The following is an 18,511-nucleotide window of genomic DNA, read 5'->3' on the forward strand; positions in this document are numbered from 1 at the left end:
GTCTTCCGCTGTCTCGACACCGTCACCTACATTTCGTGCGCACTGCACGAGGTGATCAGCGAGGGGACGGAGCCGCGCATGTCAGAAGACACAGAAGTGAGCAGAGAGCCGGTGGTGACGCCGGTGCGCGTCGTCATCGGCATCTGCCTCGTCGCACCGTTCGTCGCCATGCTCTGGGTCGGTTCGTACACGAAGACGGACCCGGCCTTCATCGGCATCCCGTTCTTCTACTGGTACCAGATGGCCTGGGTGCTGATCTCCACCCTGCTGACGATGACCGCCTACAAGCTGTGGCAGCGCGACCAGCGCGGGCGCGCGGCCCACTCCGCCGCCGCCCCCTCCTCGCCGAAGGGCGGTGAGTCGCGATGAACGACGGCGTGAACGGCGTCGCACTCGCCGTCTTCATCTTCTTCTTCGTCCTCGTCACCGCCATGGGCTTCCTGGCCGCCCGCTGGCGCCGGGCCGAGAACGAGCACAGCCTCGACGAGTGGGGCCTGGGCGGCCGCTCGTTCGGCACCTGGGTCACCTGGTTCCTGCTGGGCGGCGACCTGTACACCGCGTACACCTTCGTGGCCGTCCCGGCGGCGATCTACGCGGCGGGCGCGTCCGGCTTCTTCGCGGTGCCGTACACGATCCTGGTCTACCCGCTGATCTTCACCTTCCTGCCCCGCCTGTGGTCGGTCTCGCACAAGCACGGGTACGTGACGACCTCGGACTTCGTCCGCGGCCGGTTCGGCTCCAAGGGCCTGTCGCTGGCGGTGGCCGTCACCGGCATCCTGGCGACCATGCCGTACATCGCGCTCCAGCTGGTCGGCATCCAGGCCGTGCTCGACGTGATGGGCGTCGGCGGCGGCGAGGACACCAACTGGTTCATCAAGGACCTGCCGCTGCTGATCGCCTTCGGCGTGCTCGCGGCGTACACGTACTCGTCGGGGCTGCGGGCGCCCGCGCTGATCGCGTTCGTGAAGGACACGCTGATCTACATCGTCATCGCGGTGGCGATCATCTACATCCCGATCAAGCTGGGCGGGTTCGACGACATCTTCGCGTCGGCGAGCGACAAGTTCACCGAGACGGGCAAGGGCGGGGTGGTGCCGGACGCGGGGGGCCAGTGGACGTACGCGACCCTCGCCCTCGGTTCGGCGCTCGCGCTCTTCATGTACCCGCACTCGATCACCGCCACGCTGTCCTCGCGCAGCCGTGAGGTGATCCGCCGCAACACCACGATCCTGCCGCTGTACTCGCTGATGCTGGGTCTGCTCGCGCTGCTCGGCTTCATGGCGATCGCGGCCGGGGTCAAGGTGGAGAACGGCCAGCTGGCGATCCCGCAGCTGTTCGAGAACATGTTCCCGGACTGGTTCGCGGGCGTCGCCTTCGCGGCGATCGGCATCGGCGCCCTGGTCCCGGCGGCGATCATGTCGATCGCGGCCGCGAACCTCTTCACCCGCAACATCTACAAGGACTTCATCAAGCCCGACGCCACCCCGGCACAGGAGACGAAGGTCTCCAAGCTGGTGTCGCTGCTGGTGAAGGTGGGCGCACTGATCTTCGTCCTGGGCATGGACAAGACGGTCGCGATCAACTTCCAGCTGCTGGGCGGCATCTGGATTTTGCAGACCTTCCCGGCCCTGGTCGGCGGCCTGTTCACCCGCTGGTTCCACCGCTGGGCGCTGCTCGGCGGCTGGGCGGTCGGCATGGTCTACGGCACGGTCGCCGCCTACGGTGTCGCCTCGCCGACGCAGAAGCACTTCGGCGGCTCCTCCGACGAGATCCCCGGCATCGGCGAGATCGGCTACATCGGGCTCACCGCCTTCGTGCTGAACGTCCTGGTCACCGTGGTCCTGACCTTCGTCCTGCGGGCGGCCAAGGCGCCCGACGGCGTCGACGAGACCAAGCCGAGCGACTACACGGCGGACGCCGGCGACCCCGGCGTCCAGGTGGAACTGCCGCCGGCCACGGCGGGCAGCTCGCACTAGCGGCGCCCCTTCAGCGGGCCGTCGGAGAAATCCGGCGGCCCGTTGCCGTACCCGTCGGAGAAATCCGGCGGCCCGTTGCCGTACCCGTCGGGCACACTCGGCGTCATGGACTTCGTGATCCGGCGGGCGACGGCCGAGGAGTACGACACCCTCGGCGAGATCACCGCGCAGGCCTACCTGCGCGACGGCCTCCTCGACTTCGGGGAGAGCGATGCGTATCTCGACGAGCTGAGGAACGTGGCCAAGCGCGCGACCGCCGCCGAGGTGCTGGACGCCGTGGCCGACGGCCGGGTGCTCGGCGGCGTGACCTTCGTGCCGTCCGGCGGCCCCATGGCGGACATAGCGCGCCCCGGCGAGGCCGAGATACGCATGCTCGCCGTCGCCCGCGAGGCGCGCGGCCGCGGGGCGGGCGAGGCCCTCGTGCGCGCCTGCGTCGACCGGGCCCGGGCCGTCGAGGGCTGCCGGAGCGTCGTGCTGTCGACCCAGGCCACCATGCGCACCGCCCACCGCCTCTACGAGCGTCTGGGCTTCGTCCGCACGCCCGACCGCGACTGGAATCCCGTGCCGGAGCTGGACGACATCATGCTGCTCACCTACGAACTGACGCTCTGACACGCTCGCGGCACCCCGGCACGGCACCCCGCCGGGACACAACATCTGGGGGTGCTCGCGCCACCCGGCACAAGATGTATGCTCGTGCTCGCTGTCGCCGCAGGGGAATCCGGTGCGAATCCGGAACTGTCCCGCAACGGTGTACTTGCGTGCATCCGTACGTCTTCGCACGTGCGCGCACGCCTGTCCAGTCCGAGGACCTGCCGACAGTGCGCCCGGCCGCCCTGGCCCGGGTGCCATGACGTCCGGGCCTCGTGGAGTGGGCCGGTGGACGCGACGCCGCGTGCGCTCGTGAGCTGCCCCCTGCCCTCCCTCCGCCAGGCCCCGTGCCGAGCGAGGGAGTGCTCCACGTGACCATCGCGCCAGCCGATCCGGCTTCAGCGACCCCGGCGACGGCGACCGGGGAACCCGACGGACCCGGTGCCGCCCTGCTGCGGACCCTGACCGGGCTGACCGCCGACCTCCAGGGCGCCGACCCCGGCCGGGTGGCCGCCGCCGCGCTGCGCGGCCGGTCCGCCCACGCGGACGAGGCCGAGCTGCGGGAGCTGGCCACCGAGGCGGCCGCCGGTCTGATCTCCGAGGACCCGGTCTACTCCCGGCTGGCCGCCCGCCTGCTGACCATCGGCATCCGCGCCGAGGCGGCCTCCCAGGGCGTCGTCACCTTCACCGACTCCGTCGCCACCGGCCACCGCGAGGGCCTGATCGCCGACCGCACCGCCGCCTTCGTACGGCTGCACGCGGAACGCCTGGACGCGCTGATCGACCGGGCCGCCGACGACCGCTTCGGCTACTTCGGGCTGCGTACGCTCTACAGCCGCTACCTGCTCCGGCATCCGATCACCCGCAAGGCCGTCGAGACGCCCCAGCACTTCCTGCTGCGGGTGGCCGCCGGACTCGCCGAGGACGACACGGTGCGCGCGGTGGACGAGGTCGCCGCGCTGTACGGGCTGATGAGCCGCCTGGACTACCTGCCCTCCTCCCCCACCCTCTTCAACTCCGGCACCCGGCACGCCCAGATGTCGTCCTGCTACCTCCTGGACTCCCCCAAGGACGAGCTGGACTCCCTCTACGACCGCCTCCACCAGGTCGCCCGCCTCTCCAAGCACGCCGGCGGCATCGGCATCGCCTACTCCCGCGTCCGCGCCCGGGGTTCGCTGATCCGCGGCACCAACGGGCACTCCAACGGCATCGTCCCGTTCCTGAAGACGCTGGACGCCTCGGTCGCCGCCGTGAACCAGGGCGGCCGGCGCAAGGGCGCCGCCGCCGTCTACCTGGAGACCTGGCACGCGGACGTCGAGGAGTTCCTGGAGCTGCGGGACAACACCGGCGAGGACGCCCGCCGTACGCACAACCTGAACCTCGCGCACTGGATCCCGGACGAGTTCATGCGCCGGGTGGACGCCGACGGGACCTGGTCGCTGTTCTCCCCGGCCGACGTGCCGGAGCTGACCGACCTGTGGGGCGAGGAGTTCGACGCCGCCTACCGCAGGGCGGAGGAGGCGGGGCTCGCCCGCAGGACGCTGCCCGCCCGTGAGCTGTACGGCCGCATGATGCGCACCCTCGCGCAGACCGGCAACGGCTGGATGACCTTCAAGGACACCGCCAACCGCACCGCGAACCAGACCGCGACCCCCGGCCACGTCGTCCACTCCTCCAACCTCTGCACGGAGATCCTGGAGGTCACCGACGACGGGGAGACGGCGGTCTGCAACCTGGGCTCGGTCAACCTGGGCGCCTTCGCCGACCCCGCGAGCGGCGACATGGACTGGGAGCGCCTGGACGCCACCGTCCGCACCGCCGTCACCTTCCTGGACCGGATCGTCGACATCAACTTCTACCCGACCGAGCAGGCCGCCCGCTCCAACGCCCGCTGGCGCCCGGTCGGCCTCGGCGCGATGGGCCTCCAGGACGTCTTCTTCCAGCTCCGGCTGCCCTTCGACTCCCCCGAGGCGAAGGCGCTGTCCACCCGCATCGCCGAGCGGATCATGCTCGCCGCGTACGAGACGTCCGCCGACCTCGCCGAGCGCAGCGGTCCGGTGCCGGCCTGGGAGAAGACCCGTACGGCCCAGGGGGTGCTCCACCCCGACCACTACGGCGTCGAGCCCGCCTGGCCGGAGCGCTGGGCCGCGCTGCGCGAGCGCATGGCCACCACCGGGCTGCGCAACTCCCTGCTCCTGGCCATCGCGCCGACCGCGACCATCGCCTCCATCGCCGGGGTCTACGAGTGCATCGAGCCGCAGGTGTCCAACCTGTTCAAGCGCGAGACGCTGTCCGGCGAGTTCCTCCAGGTCAACTCCTACCTGGTGGACGACCTCAAGCGGCTCGGCGTGTGGGACGCCCGCACCCGTGAGGCGCTGCGCGAGGCCAACGGCTCGGTGCAGGGCTTCTCCTGGATCCCCGAGGACGTGCGGGCGCTGTACCGCACCGCCTGGGAGATCCCGCAGCGCGGCCTGATCGACATGGCCGCCGCCCGCACCCCGTACCTCGACCAGGCCCAGTCGCTGAACCTGTTCCTGGAGACGCCGACCATCGGGAAGCTCTCCTCGATGTACGCCTACGCCTGGAAGCAGGGCCTGAAGACCACGTACTACCTGCGCTCCCGCCCGGCGACCCGGATCGCCCGCGCCGCGGCCCGCGCCACCACCGTCCCCGTGCAGGCCGGCCCCGACTCCGAAGCGGTCGCCTGCTCCCTGGAAAACCCCGAGTCCTGCGAGGCCTGCCAGTAATGACCACCGAGATCCCCGCGACCCGCGCCACCAAGAACCTGCTCGACCCGGGCTTCGAGCTGACCCTGCGCCCCATGCGCTACCCGGACTTCTACGAGCGCTACCGGGACGCCATCAAGAACACCTGGCACGTCGAGGAGGTCGACCTCCACTCGGACGTCGCCGACCTCGCGAAGCTCAGCCCCGAGGAGCAGCACCTGATCGGCCGTCTGGTGGCCTTCTTCGCCACCGGCGACTCGATCGTCGCGAACAACCTGGTGCTGACCCTGTACAAGCACATCAACTCCCCCGAGGCGCGGCTGTACCTGTCCCGCCAGCTCTTCGAGGAGGCCGTCCACGTCCAGTTCTACCTGACGCTCCTCGACACCTATCTGCCCGACCCGGAGGACCGCGCCGCGGCCTTCGCGGCCGTGGAGAACATCCCGTCCATCCGGGAGAAGGCCGGGTTCTGCTTCAAGTGGATGGACTCGGTGGAGTCGATCGACCGGCTGGAGACGCAGGCCGACCGGCGCCGCTTCCTGCTCAACCTGATCTGTTTCGCGGCGTGCATCGAGGGCCTGTTCTTCTACGGCGCCTTCGCCTACGTCTACTGGTTCCGCAGCCGGGGTCTGCTGCACGGCCTGGCCACCGGCACCAACTGGGTGTTCCGGGACGAGACGATGCACATGTCCTTCGCCTTCGACGTCGTCGACACCGTGCGCAAGGAGGAGCCGGAGCTGTTCGACGACCGGCTCCGGCAGGAGGTCACCGACATGCTGAGGGAGGCCGTCGAGGCCGAGCTTCAGTTCGCGCGCGACCTGTGCGGTGACGGCCTCCCGGGGATGAACACCGACTCGATGCGGCAGTACCTGGAGTGCGTGGCCGACCAGCGTCTGACGCGGCTCGGCTTCGCCCCGGTGTACGGCTCCGAGAACCCCTTCTCTTTCATGGAGCTTCAGGGTGTTCAGGAGTTGACCAACTTCTTCGAGCGGCGCCCCTCGGCGTACCAGGTGGCGGTGGAGGGCACCGTCGACCTGGACGAGGACTTCTGAGGTTCCTGGGTCTTCCGAGGCTCCTGGGTTTCCTTTCCCTGACCCCTCCCCTCCTGGGCCTCCCTGATCTGGCGGTCGATGCGCCTGTCGCGCACGATGCCGATCACGGAGGGGAGGACCATGAGGACGAGGAGTCCGAAGGTCGCGAGCATTCCGACAAGGCCTTCTATCTGGTTTCCGGTCATGACACCACTGTCACGCCCAAGACTCCTTACCGGCAGTGGCAGGACTGCCGTAAGGCCTCGATTTCCTGCCACCGACGAGGCAGACTGGCGGCATGTTGCAGAACGTGGCCGCCGTCCTGCTGGACGGAGCGCACCCCTTCGAACTCGGCGTGATCTGCGAGGTCTTCGGCATCGACCGGAGCGACGAGGGCCTGCCGGGGTACGACTTCGCGGTGGTCTCCGCGGAGGGGCCGCGGCTGAGCACCCACGTCGGCGGGCTGACCGTCTCCACGCCGTACGGTCTGGAACGGCTGGAGGAGGCCGACCTCATCGCGGTGCCGGCCGGCTCCGACTTCGTCCGCCGGGAGTACCCGCCCGAGCTGCTGGAAGCTCTGCGCCGGGCGACGGCCCGGGGCACCCGCGTGCTGAGCGTGTGCTCCGGCGTCTTCGTGCTGGGCGCCGCCGGGCTGCTGGACGGGCGGCGGTGCGCGGTGCACTGGCACCACGCGGCCGAGCTGGCCCGTCAGCACCCGCGGGCCCGGGTCGAGCCGGACGTGCTCTACGTCGACGAGGACCCGGTGATCACCTCGGCCGGGACGGCCGCCGGCATCGACGCCTGCCTGCACATCGTGCGCAAGGAGCAGGGGCCGGAGGTCGCCAACCGGATCGCCCGGCGCATGGTGGTGCCGCCACACCGGGACGGCGGGCAGGCGCAGTACATCGAACGGCCGCTGCCGCGCTCCTCGTGCGACACCGTCGGCGAGGTGCTGGCCTGGATGGAGCAGCACCTCGACGAGGAGGTCACGGTCGAGCAGCTGGCGGTCCGGGCGCACATGTCCCCGCGCACCTTCGCCCGCCGCTTCCAGCAGGAGACGGGGACGACCCCGTACCGCTGGATCCTGCGCCAGCGCGTACTGCTGGCCCAGCGGCTGCTGGAAGCGACGGACGAGACGATGGACTCGATCGCCTGGCGCGCCGGCTTCGGCACGGCGGCGGCCCTGAGGCACCAGTTCACCAGGGCCCTGGGGACCACCCCGCACGCCTACCGGCGCACCTTCCGGGGCCCGGAGGCCGCCGCCTGAGCCGTCGGGTCGTCACCGTGCCACGGGCCTGACCAGCAGATCGTGCGGGCGCAGCGTGATGCCGACCCGGACCGCGTCGTTGGAGCCCGCCACCTGCTCGAAGCGGTACTTCGTGGCGAGCGCGGCCGTGATCAGCGTCAGCTGCGCCATGGAGAAGTGGTCGCTGGGGCACTTCCGCTTGCCCGCACTGAATGGCTTCATGGCGTATTTCGGCACATTCTTCGCGCGTTCCGGGAGCCACCGGTCGGGGTCGAACTCCAGGTTGTCGTCGTACGACTTCGGATCGCGCTGGATTGCGTACGGACTGTAGATGATGTCCGCACCGGCCGGAATGCGATAGCCACCGAGTTCGCTCTCGGCCACCGCGCGCCGCGTCAATACCCATACGGCCGGACGCAAACGCATCGCCTCCACGACGACATTGCCGGTGTGCGTGAGCCCGCGGACGTCCTCGAATGCCACGGGCCGTCCGCCGGTGACCGCTTCGACTTCGTCGCGTATGCGGTCGGCATGTTCCGGATGGTCGGCAAGTGCCTGGAGCAACCACATGATCGTGGACGCGATGGTTTCACTGCCGGGGGTGAGTATCGCGACCACCTGGTCGTGGATCTCCTGTTCCCCGATCGGGTCGCCATTGTCGTCCTTCGCCTCCAGCAATGCCGTGAGCAAATCGTCCGGCTTTTGACCGGATGCGCGGCGCTCGGCGATGATCTCGTCGACCAGCAGATGCAGATCGGCCAACGCGTCGTTGAATCGGCGGTTGGCCGGAAGCGGCAACCGGTACAGCGGCCCGAGCGGGACCACCATCCGCCGGTACATGCCCCGGAAGACGGTGGCGAGCGCGACGCACAGCCGCTCGGCCCGCTCGTCCATGTACTGCCCGCGCAGCAGGCAGCGGGCCGCGACGCGCACGGCGACCCGGAAGGACTCGGAGGTGGCGTCGACGGTCTCGCCCGGCTGCCAGCGCTCGGTGAGCGCGTGCGCCTCCTCCTCCATGATCGGCCCGTAGGCGGGGATGGCGTCCAGCCGGAACGCCGGCTGGATGGTGCGCCGCTGGCGCCGGTGGAGCGGGCCGTTGGCGGTCGCCACGCCCTCCTTGCCGAGCAGGCCCTCCAGTGACTCCCACAGCGGTCCCGCTATGTGGTAGTCGGGGTTCAGGGCAAGGGCGCCGGTCAGCTCCGGGTTGGTGACCGCGTAGACGGTCTTGGGGCCGAGCTTGATGCGCACGATGTCGCCGTGGTCGCGCAGCTGCGACATGAAGGCCAGCGGGTCGCGGGCCAGCCGCCAGCCGTGGCCGAGCAGCGGTACGCCGCCGCCCGCGACGGGCGGTACGCGCAGCTCCCGGGCCGGCTGCGCCCGGGTCTCGGGGTTGACGGACTCGACGGTCATTTCTCACCTGCCGCTTCGTTGTTGACGTACGGGGGCGTCGACCGGTCGTCCCAGCTGTCGACCATGTAACGGCCGGACTCGTGGTGGAACCAGTAGACGGAACTGAACCAGTTCCGCATATTGCCGACGTTGGCCCGTACGGCGCCGCCCAGTTCTTTTCCGCGTACGGTCCCGTCGGCGAGTTCGTCGGCGAACCGTAAGGCGTCCTGCTCCACGGCGAGGAATTCGGTGATGCATTCCTCGACGCGTCGCCTGACTTCTCCGATGGCTTCTTCCAGCGTGAGTGAATGGTGGGTGATGAGACTGATTCCGAGATTGTGGACCTCGTCGCCCGCTATTTCCTTCGGCAGCGAGCAGAGGTCGTTGTACCAGGCGGCGAATTCCTGACTCAGCAGCGCCGCCCGGCGATATGCCGGGTGTTTCCGTACGGCGTCGGGGAGTTCGCAGCCCGAAGCCGGCTCCAGCAGGTCGGTCCAGATCCAGTGCGCGAAGGTGAGCCGGCGCAGCTGGAGGTACTCCTCCACGCCGGGCACGATTCCGCGCGTGCGGTTGTGGAATTCACGGTCGTACGCCTCGATCACCGCGTGGAAGTGCCGGGCGAACCGGGCGTTCCAGGTGCCCGGCAGGAAGGCGTAGAGCCGCCGCACACTGTCGGCGAACCCGGCCACCAGCGTGTCCTCGTGGTGCAGGTGGTCCCCGGGTGAGTCCAGTGCCGTGTGCAGCCGGCCGCGCAGCCGCCGCCAGGCGCCGGGACGGCCGTGGACGATGTCGCGGTCGTGGCGGTCGTCCCAGACGAAGAACCACGCGCTGTAGTCCGCTATCGCCTGCATGACCTCGTCGGGGGCGCCCAGGTAGTAGCCCGCCATGAGGTCCGTGTAGCACAGGCCGTCGGCATATTCCGCGACCTTGTCCGCCGGCATGAGCCGCTTTTCGAGCAGCCAGGTGCGGGTGGTCTCCTGGAGCCTGGGCCAATACGGGTGCAGTTGCCGGGGAAATGCCGCCTCGATCACCGGGAGACGGAGCGATGGCGGTACTGCGATCGCGGTCGGTGTCGCTGTGGTGCCGTGTGAGAAAGCATGCACGAACAAACCCCTCTCAGCCGCCGGTGGCGCACCCCTCTCGCTGAGCGGGGCGTGCGCCGTTGCGTATCCCCGCACTTCCCATTCAGCACCACAACTGACCGTTCTGGGAACGGATTTGCTCCATTCACTACCCCTCGATGCCGGAATTCTCCTGTTGTGTGGCGGCTTTCCATGGATGAACACCGACGCGCACAGACGCACGGCGCCCGCTCGGGGAAGACCCGAACGGGCGCCGTGCGCAAGGGAGATGTGTGACCGGTGGGGCGGTGTCAGTCGTTCGCGACCACGGGGTAGCGCGGCTCGTTCTCGGCCATCTGCCGCAGCGCGTCCTTGCGTTCGCGCTTGGAGAGCCGGTCGATGTACAGGTACCCGTACAGGTGGTCCGTCTCGTGCTGCAAACACCGTGCGAAGTACCCGGTGCCGCGCACCTTGACCGGGTTGCCCTTCTCGTCCTGCCCGGTCACCTCGGCGTAGTCGGGGCGGGCGAGCGGCGCGTAGGCGGTCGGCACGGATAGGCAGCCCTCGTTGCTGTCGTCCAGGCGGCGGCGGTCGGCCGGCAGCTCGACCAGCTTGGGGTTGCAGACGACGCCGACGTGGCGGACACCCTCGTCGTCGGGGCAGTCGTAGACGAAGACCTTCTTGGAGACGCCGATCTGGTTGGCGGCCAGGCCCACGCCCTCGGCGGTGCGCTGGCTGGCGAACATGTCGGCCACCAGCTGCTGGAACTCCTCGCCGAAGTCGGTGACGTCCTCGCACTCCTTGTGCAGCACCGGGTTGCCGACCACCGTGATCGGGCGCGAGGTGCCGCGCCCGCGCCAGTCGGCCTCACGCTCCTCGCAGTCCTGGGTGTCGACGACGAAACCCTCGTCGTCCACGGGGAGCACGCCCGGGTGCTGCTGATCGGTGTCCTGCTGGGCCATGACCGACGTATGCCTTCCTCGTACAACCAAGGGTGATGCTTGATGGCGACTGCTGCTGGAGCGTCCTGACAAAGACTACGGGGCCGCTCAGCAGACCTCTTCCAGGTCCCGCCAGTCACGCGAGTCCGGACTGTCGGCCACCCACCCGTCCAGCAACCCCTTCACCAGCCCGGCCGGCGCGGCCACCCCGCACTCCCGCTCCGGCACCCACAGCTGCCCGTCGGTGCGGTGTCCCAGGGGCCCGGGGTGTCCGGGTTCGCTGTGGTCGTGCGGGTCGAGGTGCTCGCCCTCGCCCTCGTCGGACGGCATCCGGGACTCCGAGCACATCCGGCACAGCAGCCGCACGGAGGACGACCAGTCCTCGGCGGCGAACCCGGCGTCGGAGGCCAGCTGCTCCAGGGCGTCCCGGTCGGCCTCGGTGGCGGCCTCCAGGAGGACCACCCAGGTGGGCACGGGCGACGGCGCCCACAGCTCGATCTCGTCGAAGACGGGGTAGGAGTGCCCGGCGCTGGTCGTCCGCTCCCCGTGCGGCACACCGTCGTGCAGGACGACCTCGCCCCAGCGCCGCCCGGACGACGGCAGCGGGATGGACAGCACCTCGACGCGGGCGGGGTCGAGCCGCCGCCCCCACACCACCTCGGCCTCGCCCTCGGGGGACAGCCGTACGGCCGCGCTGCCGAGGTCCATGCCGAGCGGCTCACCGGCGTCCGTGGCGTCCCCCGGGGTGCGCAGCCCGTAGGCCTGCCAGGCCCGGCGGGCCAGCGGCCAGTCCTGGAGGGCGGTGGCGGCGATGCCGACGTTCCACCAGTCGGGGGCTCCGGTGTCCCGGTCGAGGAGCGCGACGGCTCGGAGTCCGGCCGCCCGGGCCTGCTCCCAGTCGTGCCGGAACTTGTGCAGCAGGGCCAGGTTGAACCAGGACTCCGACAGCCAGGGCTCCAGATCGGCCGCCCGGGTCAGCAGCGCGCCCGCGTCCTCGTAGCGACCGTCGCCGATCAGCGTGAACGCGCGGTCGGTGGCCTGCCGCCAGGAGGCGGAGGGCCGGTGCCGTGCCTTGCCGAAGATCCTCACGATTCCCGCCTGCCAGTTCCGTTCAGTGGGCTGGCTGTGCCTTTCGCGCCCCCGGACACCCTCTCCTGGGCATCAAACCACGTACGGCTGTAGAGGCGCTCATTACCCATGGGTTACCCAGCCGCGGGCCCGGTAAGGCTGCCCCGGGCAAGGACTCGGGCCAGTGCTTCCACCACCTCGGGAGCGTAGTCGCTGGCGGTGGCCAGGCGCAGCTCCTCCAGCGCCGTCAGGACGCCGCCCGGGCCCGCGTCCCGCGCCTTCTCCTCGTAGGCGTTCACGACGCGCACGATCCGCGCGGCGACCGGCTGCTCGCGGCAGGGGTCCGCCTGGCGCTCCACCACCACCGCGACCGCCGCGTCGACCCCGGTCTGGCGGACGACGGCTCCGCCGAGCAGCGCGATCCGCCGCTGCTCCGTGACGGGCAGGCCGGCGGTGGCTCCCGCCGGGACCGGGTCGACCAGGCTGAGCTGGCCGATGTCGTGCATCAGGGCCGCGTACTCCAGCACGGTCAGCTCCGCCCCGGACAGCCCCAGGTCCCGTCCGACGGCCACCCCGAGTCCGGCGACACGGCGGGCGTGCCCGGCCGGGGTGTACCCGGCGATCTCGGTGGCGCGGGCCAGGGAGGCGATGGTCTGCCGGTAGGTGGCCCGGACGGCCGCGTACCGGCGGTAGGACAGCTGGGCGAGCAGCAGGGGCACGCAGAAGACGGGGAGCGCCCACAGGCCCGCGACGCTCACCGCGAGCGCCATCACCGCGCCGGTCGCGCACACCGCCGAGGTGATGCCGACCATGCCGCGCAGTTCCTCGCGCAGCAGCGGTCCGAAGGGCCAGCCGGTGCGCGCGTGCGCGGGGGCGGCGGCGAGCACGGCGTCGCACAGGCTGGTCAGGGCGAGCAGCGCCAGCAGGAGCAGCGCGTGGGCGGGACCGCTCCAGTCGTCGAAAACGCCCTGCTGGGCCAGCGGCCGGAAGCACACGGCGGCGAAGCCGACGGTCAGCACGCGCCGGGCCAGGTGGTCGAGGACGGGTCCGCTGCCGCGGGCGACGTAGGGCACGCTGCCGAGCAGCGAGGCGGCGAGCACGACGGTGACGGTCTGGGCGACACCGTGCTGCGCGGGCTGCCCGGCGACGTCTCCGAGCAGCGCGTACGCCAGCGCCCCCGCGGCTCCGAGCGGTGCGGCCTCCCGGGCCTCGGCGCCGGTGCGCCGGGTCAGCTCACCGAGGACGACCAGGCCGCCGAAGGCCAGCGCCACGGGCCGCTGCACCGGCCCCGACCCCAGCACGGAGGCGAGACACCCGAGCGCGAGGATCCCGGCGCAGCCGGGTACGAGGAGCGGGGCCGCCGACGGCGGGGGCTGGGCCGGTGGTGGCGAGGGCGTCATGGCGCGCCCCTGCCGACACTGTCCCGGGCGCCCTCGCCGCGGCCCGGGGACGGGGCGGCGGGGAGCGCGGGAGTGCCGTCCGCCGTCACCGACGGGCGCCAGCCGTGGCGGCCGAGGGCGTGGACCAGCGCCCGCACCATCCGCGGGTCGAACTGCCCGCCGGCACACCGCTGGAGCTCCTCCAGGGCCGCCGCGACGGGGCGGGCCCTGCGGTAGGAGCGGGTGGACGTCATCGCGTCGAAGGCGTCGGCGACGGCCACCACCCGGGCCGACTCGGGGATCCGGTCGCCGGCCAGTCCGTAGGGGTAGCCGCTGCCGTCCAGCCGTTCGTGGTGGTGCAGGACGGCGGCGCGGGCCTCCCCGAGGAAGCGGATGCCGCGCACCATCTCGTGCCCGTACTCGGGGTGCAGTTCGATCACCCGGCGCTCCTCGGGCGTCAGCGGCCCGTCCTTGCGCAGCAGCCGGGTGGGCACGCCGAGCTTGCCCACGTCGTGGAGGATCCCCGCGAAGCGCAGGGTCTCGACGCGTTCGTCGTCCATGCCCAGCTCGCGGGCGATCATCATGGAGGCCTGGCCGACGCGTTCACTGTGGCCGCGGGTGTAGCCATCCTTGATGTCGACGGCCTGCACCAGGGCGCGGATGGTCGCCTGGTGCGCGGCCCGCTCGCGGTGGTACTGGGCGAAGGCCCACCACGCCACGCACATCGGCAGCAGCACGAGCAGCGCGGCCACCGGACCGTACGGGCTGCGCCACAGGACCGCCATCATCAGCCCGGCGAGCCCGTGCACGGCGATCGGCGCGAGCGACCGGGAGAGCAGCCCCCGCCAGGCCCGGCTCGGCGGCACGTGGTCGGCGAGGGCGCGGATGCCGCCGTCCAGCACCGTGAGCACCAGGCAGAAGGCGAGCACCGCGGCGCCGGCCGGCACGAGGGCGTACGGGAAGGCGGGCTCGACCACCGCGTCCCGGCCGCCGAGCCGCCAGTGGACACCGGCGGCGGCCCACACGGCGAGGGTCAGCTGGGCGGCCCGCCACAGGCGCCGCAGGCCGAAGGGGCGTCGCGGCACCGGGGACAGCAGCGCCCCCGGCAGGGCCACGAGCGCGGCGGCGGGCGGCGGCAGCAGGAAGGCACCGGCGAGCAGAACGGGATAGCAGGTCCCGACGAAGCGGGACCGCGCGACGAGTTCGGAACCCGCGTACAGTCCGGCGAGCAGCAGCACCGCCCACCAGGGCGCGTGCACCGACGGCAGCGGCCACAGGCAGAGCAGTGCGGCGAGGGCGACGCCGGTCACGTAGACCCGTGCCCGCGCCGGTACCGCGTCCATGAGCCCCTCCCCCGGCCACGTCTGTCAGGCTCCGGAGCCTAGGACGGCGGGGGGAGGCCGCGGGCAGATAACCCGCGGATTAGCACGTACGAGTGACTTCTGACGGCGTCAGGACACTCAGGCCGGCTCAGGACTCCTGCGGAGCCGACGACGGCGCGGCCGTCACGTCGTGTTCCGGCACGGACTGCCCGGACCGGATCAGGTCCAGCCGTCCCATGACCTTGGCGCGCAGGTCACCCGGTACGTCGTCCTGTCCGCAGCACCGCTTGACCAGCTTCTTCACGGCCTGCTCCAGCCCGTACTTCTCCAGGCAGGGCGAGCATTCCTCGAAGTGGTGCTCGAACTTCACGCAGTCCGAGTCCGGCATCTCCTTGTCGAGAAACTCGTAGAGATGATCGAGGATTTCGCTGCAATCCGTCTCGTGCGGCTCTCCGCAGCTCATGACCCCGAGCCTTTCGCTTCGTTCGACTCTCCGGCGCCGGCGGGGACCAGGCCGCGGTCGCGGGCGTAGTCCTCCAGCATGCCGCGCAGCTGACGGCGTCCACGGTGCAGCCGGGACATCACCGTTCCGATGGGTGTCCCCATGATGTCTGCGATCTCCTTGTAGGCAAAGCCCTCGACGTCCGCCAAATACACGGCGATACGGAACTCCTCGGGGATCGCCTGGAGCGCCTGCTTCACGTCCGAATCGGGCAGGTGGTCGAGCGCCTGCGACTCCGCGGAGCGCAGACCCGTCGACATGTGCGACTCGGCACGCGCGAGCTGCCAGTCCTCGATCTCCTCGGCCGCGCTGCGCTGGGGTTCGCGCTGCTTCTTGCGGTACGAGTTGATGAAGGTGTTGGTGAGGATGCGGTACAGCCACGCCTTGAGGTTGGTGCCCTCGCGGAACTGGTGGAAGGACGCGTACGCCTTGGCGTAGGTCTCCTGCACCAGGTCCTCGGCGTCGGCCGGATTACGCGTCATGCGCAGCGCGGCCGAGTACATCTGGTCGAGGAACTCCAGCGCGTCCCGTTCGAAGCGCGCGCTGCGCTCCGCGGTCGACTCCGCGTCCGTACCCCGGCCCTCGGGCTGCTCCGCCTGGCCGTGTTCGGTCCCTGCGTCGGTCCCAGTGACCGGACCCACCTCCTCCAGTGACGTCGTGAAACCGAATGCGGTCTCACTCGAATCGGAGGATAGACGACCTGCGGTCGGGGACGCTTGCCGATCCGGTCCGCCCGCCGACCGAATGGGGGCGGTCTTCGCCGCGTGCAGCACCGTCCAGTCCAGATCGGACCGGCTGCTGCGGCTCGGGCAGAAGGCTGAACCCATGCGGCGGACTTCCTCTCCTACGGCGTCGGTGCTGATTCTCAGCAACGTATGCACCGCACAACAGCGGCCGTCCGCCGGTCATTCCCGGGCGTTCAGCCGAGTGAGCCGGTCCACTTCAGGACGCCGTCGGTGATCAGCTCCAGCGCCTCCTCCTGGCCGATCTCCGCCCGCTTGGGCACGGCGAAGCCGTGGTCGCCGTACGGCACCTCGATCAGCTCGTAGGTTCCCGCGGGCGCCTCGGGGAACTCCCGCGGTCTGCCGAAGGGGTCGTTGCCGCCCTGGACGACGAGGGTGGGCACCCCGGACCCCAGCAGCTCTTCGGCACGCGACTTCTCCGGCTTGCCCGGCGGGTGCAGCGGGAAGCTCAGGGCGAGGACGGCACGGGCGCCCAGTTCGGCGGCGGTACGGCAGGCGACGCGGGCGCCGGCGCTGCGGCCGCCCGAGACCACCGGCAGGCCGGGCGCGGTGAGCGCGGGCCAGACGCCCCGCCAGCCGGTGTCGAGGGTCTTCGGCGCGGGCGCCAGCTTCTTGCCGGCCACCCGCCAGGGCTGCTCGACGAGGGCGACACTCACCCCGTGGGCGGGCAGGGCGGCCGCCAGCGCCTTCAGGTCGCGCGCCTCGATGCCGCCGCCGGCGCCGTGGCTCGCGGCGAGGACGAGCCGGGGCCGCTCCGCCGGGTGCCAGGTGATGCGGGCGGGACCCGCATCCGTCTCGACCGTCTCTGTCACAACCTCTGTCGCATCCGTCACGTCAGAAGAGTGTGCCCTCTTCCGGCCCCTCCAGCTCCTTGAGCAGCTCCGGCCCGTTGTTGCGGACGTTGCTCACGGTCGTCGAGACGGGATAGGCCCGCAGCAGTCCGGCGGGCGGCGGCGCCAGCAGCGAGGTCAGCTCGTCGGGGTCGGTGCGCGCCGGGTCGAGCCAGGCGTCCCAGCGGTCCGGCGTCAGCATCAGCGGCATCCGCGGGTGGATGTCGGCCAGCGCGTGCGGGCCGTCGGCCGGGGCGACGGCGAGCGGCGTGGTCTCGGCCTCGGTGGTGATCACCGAGCACGTCACCCACCAGGCCTGCGGGTGGTCGTCGGGCAGGGTCTTGTCCCGCCAGAACTCGTAGAGCCCGGCCATGGCGAACACGGAGCCGTCGGCGGGGGTGACGAAGTACGGCTGCTTGCGCGGCCGCTTCTTGCGCCCCTCGACCTCCAGGTCCCGCTCCTGCTTGCCGGTGACCCACTCGTAGTAGCCGTCGGCGGGCAGGATGCAGCGCCGGGTGCTGAAGGCGCGGCGGTAGGAGGGCTTCTCGTGGACGGTCTCCGCGCGGGCGTTGATCATCCGGGCGGCGCCCTCGGACGTCTTGGACCAGGAGGGGACGAGGCCCCACTTCAGTTTCCGCAGCTGGCGAACCGGCTTCGGGTCCTCGACGTCTTTCAGGGGGCGGTCCAGGACTGCGTGGACCTCCTTGGTGGGAGCCACGTTGTAGTCGGGATCCAAGCTCTCCTTGGGCTCCCACTTCTCGATCTCGAAGATTCCCGCGAGATCCTCGGGTCGACGACTCGCCGCATACCGTCCGCACATACGTGCCACACTGCCAGGCCCGCCCGTCTCCCGACCACCACCCCTCAACGAGGCGCTGCGCGCCACACCCGCACGTCCGCTAGTACGAGGAGCCCTCCCCGAACATGGACCACCTCGCGACGGCCTCGCTCACCTCCCTGTGGGACGAGGTCTCCGGCACCCAGCCCGATCCCGACCTGTGGGTGGTGATCGCGACCCTGGTGGCGGCGCTCGCCGTCGTCGTGACACGCGGGTCGTGGCGGATAGCGCGCAACGCGATCACCATCGCCCACGAGGGCGGCCACGGGCTGGTGGCCCTGCTGACCGGGCGGACCCTGACCGGGATCACCCTGCACTCGGACACCAGCGGTCTGACGGTGAGCCGGGGCAAGCCGCACGGCATCGGCATGATCCTCACCGCGGTCGCCGGGTACACCGCTCCCCCGCTGCTCGGCCTCGGCGGCGCCGCGCTGCTGGCGGCGGGGCGCATCACCCTGCTGCTCTGGCTGGCGACGGCGCTGCTCGTGGCCCTGCTGGTGATGGTCCGCAACGCCTACGGGGTGCTGACGGTGGTGGTCACCGGCGGCACGTTCGTCCTGGTGTCCTGGCTGGCCGGACCGCAGGTGCAGGCGGCGTTCGCGTACGCGGTGGTGTGGTTCCTGCTGCTCGGCGGGGTGCGCCCGGCCTTCGAGTTGCAGGCCAAGCGGTCGCGGGGCGGCGCCGGGGACTCGGACGCGGACCAGTTGGCGCGGCTGACGCACGCGCCCGCGGGGGTGTGGTTCTTCCTGTTCCACGCGGTGTCGCTGTGCTCGCTGATCGGCGGCGGGCGCTGGCTGCTGGAGCTGTGAGGCCTCGGGGGCCGTCTGCCTGCTGCGCATATATGCACGGCAAGTGCACTGTTGCGTTT

17 protein-coding genes and 1 riboswitch are annotated in these 18,511 nt (G+C 71.0%); of the genes, 7 read left to right on the forward strand and 10 right to left on the reverse strand.

Features of this window, described 5'->3' with window-relative positions; genetic code table 11:
• Window positions 1-78: 78 nt before the first annotated feature.
• The 6 genes from B9W62_RS12830 to B9W62_RS12860 all read left to right on the forward strand — a co-directional run bounded on the left by B9W62_RS12830 (window position 79) and on the right by B9W62_RS12860 (window position 7,591).
• On the forward strand, window positions 79-369 hold the full coding sequence (locus tag B9W62_RS12830; protein WP_179235466.1) for a DUF3311 domain-containing protein: 291 nt from the start codon (window positions 79-81) through the stop codon (window positions 367-369).
• Window positions 366-1,976, forward strand: a complete 1,611-nt coding sequence (gene mctP, locus B9W62_RS12835) for a monocarboxylate uptake permease MctP (protein ID WP_087807307.1) — start codon at window positions 366-368, stop codon at window positions 1,974-1,976. The genes B9W62_RS12830 and mctP overlap by 4 nt, the downstream gene beginning before the upstream one ends.
• A 105-nt stretch (window positions 1,977-2,081) precedes the next feature.
• Entirely contained in the window at window positions 2,082-2,588 is a 507-nt protein-coding gene (locus B9W62_RS12840) for a GNAT family N-acetyltransferase (protein ID WP_087811880.1), read from the forward strand.
• Between the two features lie 61 nt (window positions 2,589-2,649).
• Window positions 2,650-2,811: riboswitch (cobalamin riboswitch) on the forward strand.
• Window positions 2,812-2,938: 127 nt separating this feature from the next.
• Window positions 2,939-5,314 carry a ribonucleoside-diphosphate reductase subunit alpha gene (locus tag B9W62_RS12845; protein WP_087807308.1) on the forward strand — a complete coding sequence of 792 codons (2,376 nt, stop codon included), beginning with the start codon at window positions 2,939-2,941 and terminating at the stop codon, window positions 5,312-5,314.
• Window positions 5,314-6,345, forward strand: coding sequence for a ribonucleotide-diphosphate reductase subunit beta (locus tag B9W62_RS12850; RefSeq protein WP_087807309.1), 1,032 nt, complete (start codon window positions 5,314-5,316; stop codon window positions 6,343-6,345). Before B9W62_RS12845 ends, B9W62_RS12850 begins: the two co-directional genes overlap by 1 nt.
• 277 nt (window positions 6,346-6,622) lie before the next feature.
• Complete coding sequence (locus B9W62_RS12860) at window positions 6,623-7,591, forward strand: GlxA family transcriptional regulator (RefSeq protein ID WP_087807311.1); 969 nt, start codon at window positions 6,623-6,625, stop codon at window positions 7,589-7,591.
• Between the two features lie 12 nt (window positions 7,592-7,603).
• On the opposite strand, the gene B9W62_RS12865 is transcribed toward B9W62_RS12860, so the two are convergent.
• From B9W62_RS12865 to B9W62_RS12910, 10 genes are all read right to left on the reverse strand, one after another.
• Window positions 7,604-8,980, reverse strand: coding sequence for a bifunctional albaflavenone monooxygenase/terpene synthase (locus tag B9W62_RS12865; RefSeq protein WP_087807312.1), 1,377 nt, complete (start codon window positions 8,978-8,980; stop codon window positions 7,604-7,606).
• Window positions 8,977-10,062, reverse strand: coding sequence for an epi-isozizaene synthase (gene cyc1, locus B9W62_RS12870; RefSeq protein WP_087811881.1), 1,086 nt, complete (start codon window positions 10,060-10,062; stop codon window positions 8,977-8,979). The genes B9W62_RS12865 and cyc1 overlap by 4 nt, the downstream gene beginning before the upstream one ends.
• Window positions 10,063-10,331: 269 nt before the next feature.
• A complete protein-coding gene (gene def, locus B9W62_RS12875; RefSeq protein WP_087807313.1) occupies window positions 10,332-10,982 on the reverse strand; it encodes a peptide deformylase in 651 nt (216 codons plus the stop codon).
• A gap of 87 nt (window positions 10,983-11,069) precedes the next feature.
• Complete coding sequence (locus B9W62_RS12880; protein WP_087807314.1) at window positions 11,070-12,050, reverse strand: tetratricopeptide repeat protein; 981 nt, start codon at window positions 12,048-12,050, stop codon at window positions 11,070-11,072.
• A 113-nt stretch (window positions 12,051-12,163) separates the two neighbouring features.
• Complete coding sequence (locus B9W62_RS12885) at window positions 12,164-13,429, reverse strand: HD-GYP domain-containing protein (RefSeq protein WP_087807315.1); 1,266 nt, start codon at window positions 13,427-13,429, stop codon at window positions 12,164-12,166.
• Entirely contained in the window at window positions 13,426-14,751 is a 1,326-nt protein-coding gene (locus B9W62_RS12890; RefSeq protein WP_087807316.1) for an HD-GYP domain-containing protein, read from the reverse strand. Before B9W62_RS12890 ends, B9W62_RS12885 begins: the two co-directional genes overlap by 4 nt.
• 127 nt (window positions 14,752-14,878) lie before the next feature.
• Window positions 14,879-15,193: a mycothiol system anti-sigma-R factor gene (gene rsrA / locus B9W62_RS12895; protein ID WP_059300663.1), complete on the reverse strand. Its 315-nt coding sequence runs from the start codon at window positions 15,191-15,193 to the stop codon at window positions 14,879-14,881.
• The gene (sigR, locus tag B9W62_RS12900) at window positions 15,190-15,873 is read right to left on the reverse strand and encodes an RNA polymerase sigma factor SigR (RefSeq protein ID WP_087807317.1); all 684 of its coding nucleotides are present in this window, start codon (window positions 15,871-15,873) and stop codon (window positions 15,190-15,192) included. The genes rsrA and sigR overlap by 4 nt, the downstream gene beginning before the upstream one ends.
• Window positions 15,874-16,151: 278 nt before the next feature.
• Window positions 16,152-16,787: an alpha/beta hydrolase family protein gene (locus B9W62_RS12905; RefSeq protein WP_087807318.1), complete on the reverse strand. Its 636-nt coding sequence runs from the start codon at window positions 16,785-16,787 to the stop codon at window positions 16,152-16,154.
• Window positions 16,788-16,809: 22 nt separating this feature from the next.
• Window positions 16,810-17,625 (reverse strand): SOS response-associated peptidase, encoded by an 816-nt coding sequence (locus B9W62_RS12910; RefSeq protein ID WP_087807319.1) that lies wholly within the window; start codon window positions 17,623-17,625, stop codon window positions 16,810-16,812.
• 104 nt (window positions 17,626-17,729) lie between these two features.
• On the opposite strand from B9W62_RS12910, the gene B9W62_RS12915 reads away from it, so the two are divergent.
• A complete protein-coding gene (locus B9W62_RS12915) occupies window positions 17,730-18,452 on the forward strand; it encodes a M50 family metallopeptidase (RefSeq protein WP_087807320.1) in 723 nt (240 codons plus the stop codon).
• Window positions 18,453-18,511 lie beyond the last annotated feature (59 nt).

This window comes from Streptomyces sp. CS113, assembly GCF_002188365.1.
Classification (GTDB): Bacteria; Actinomycetota; Actinomycetes; order Streptomycetales; family Streptomycetaceae; genus Streptomyces; species Streptomyces tendae.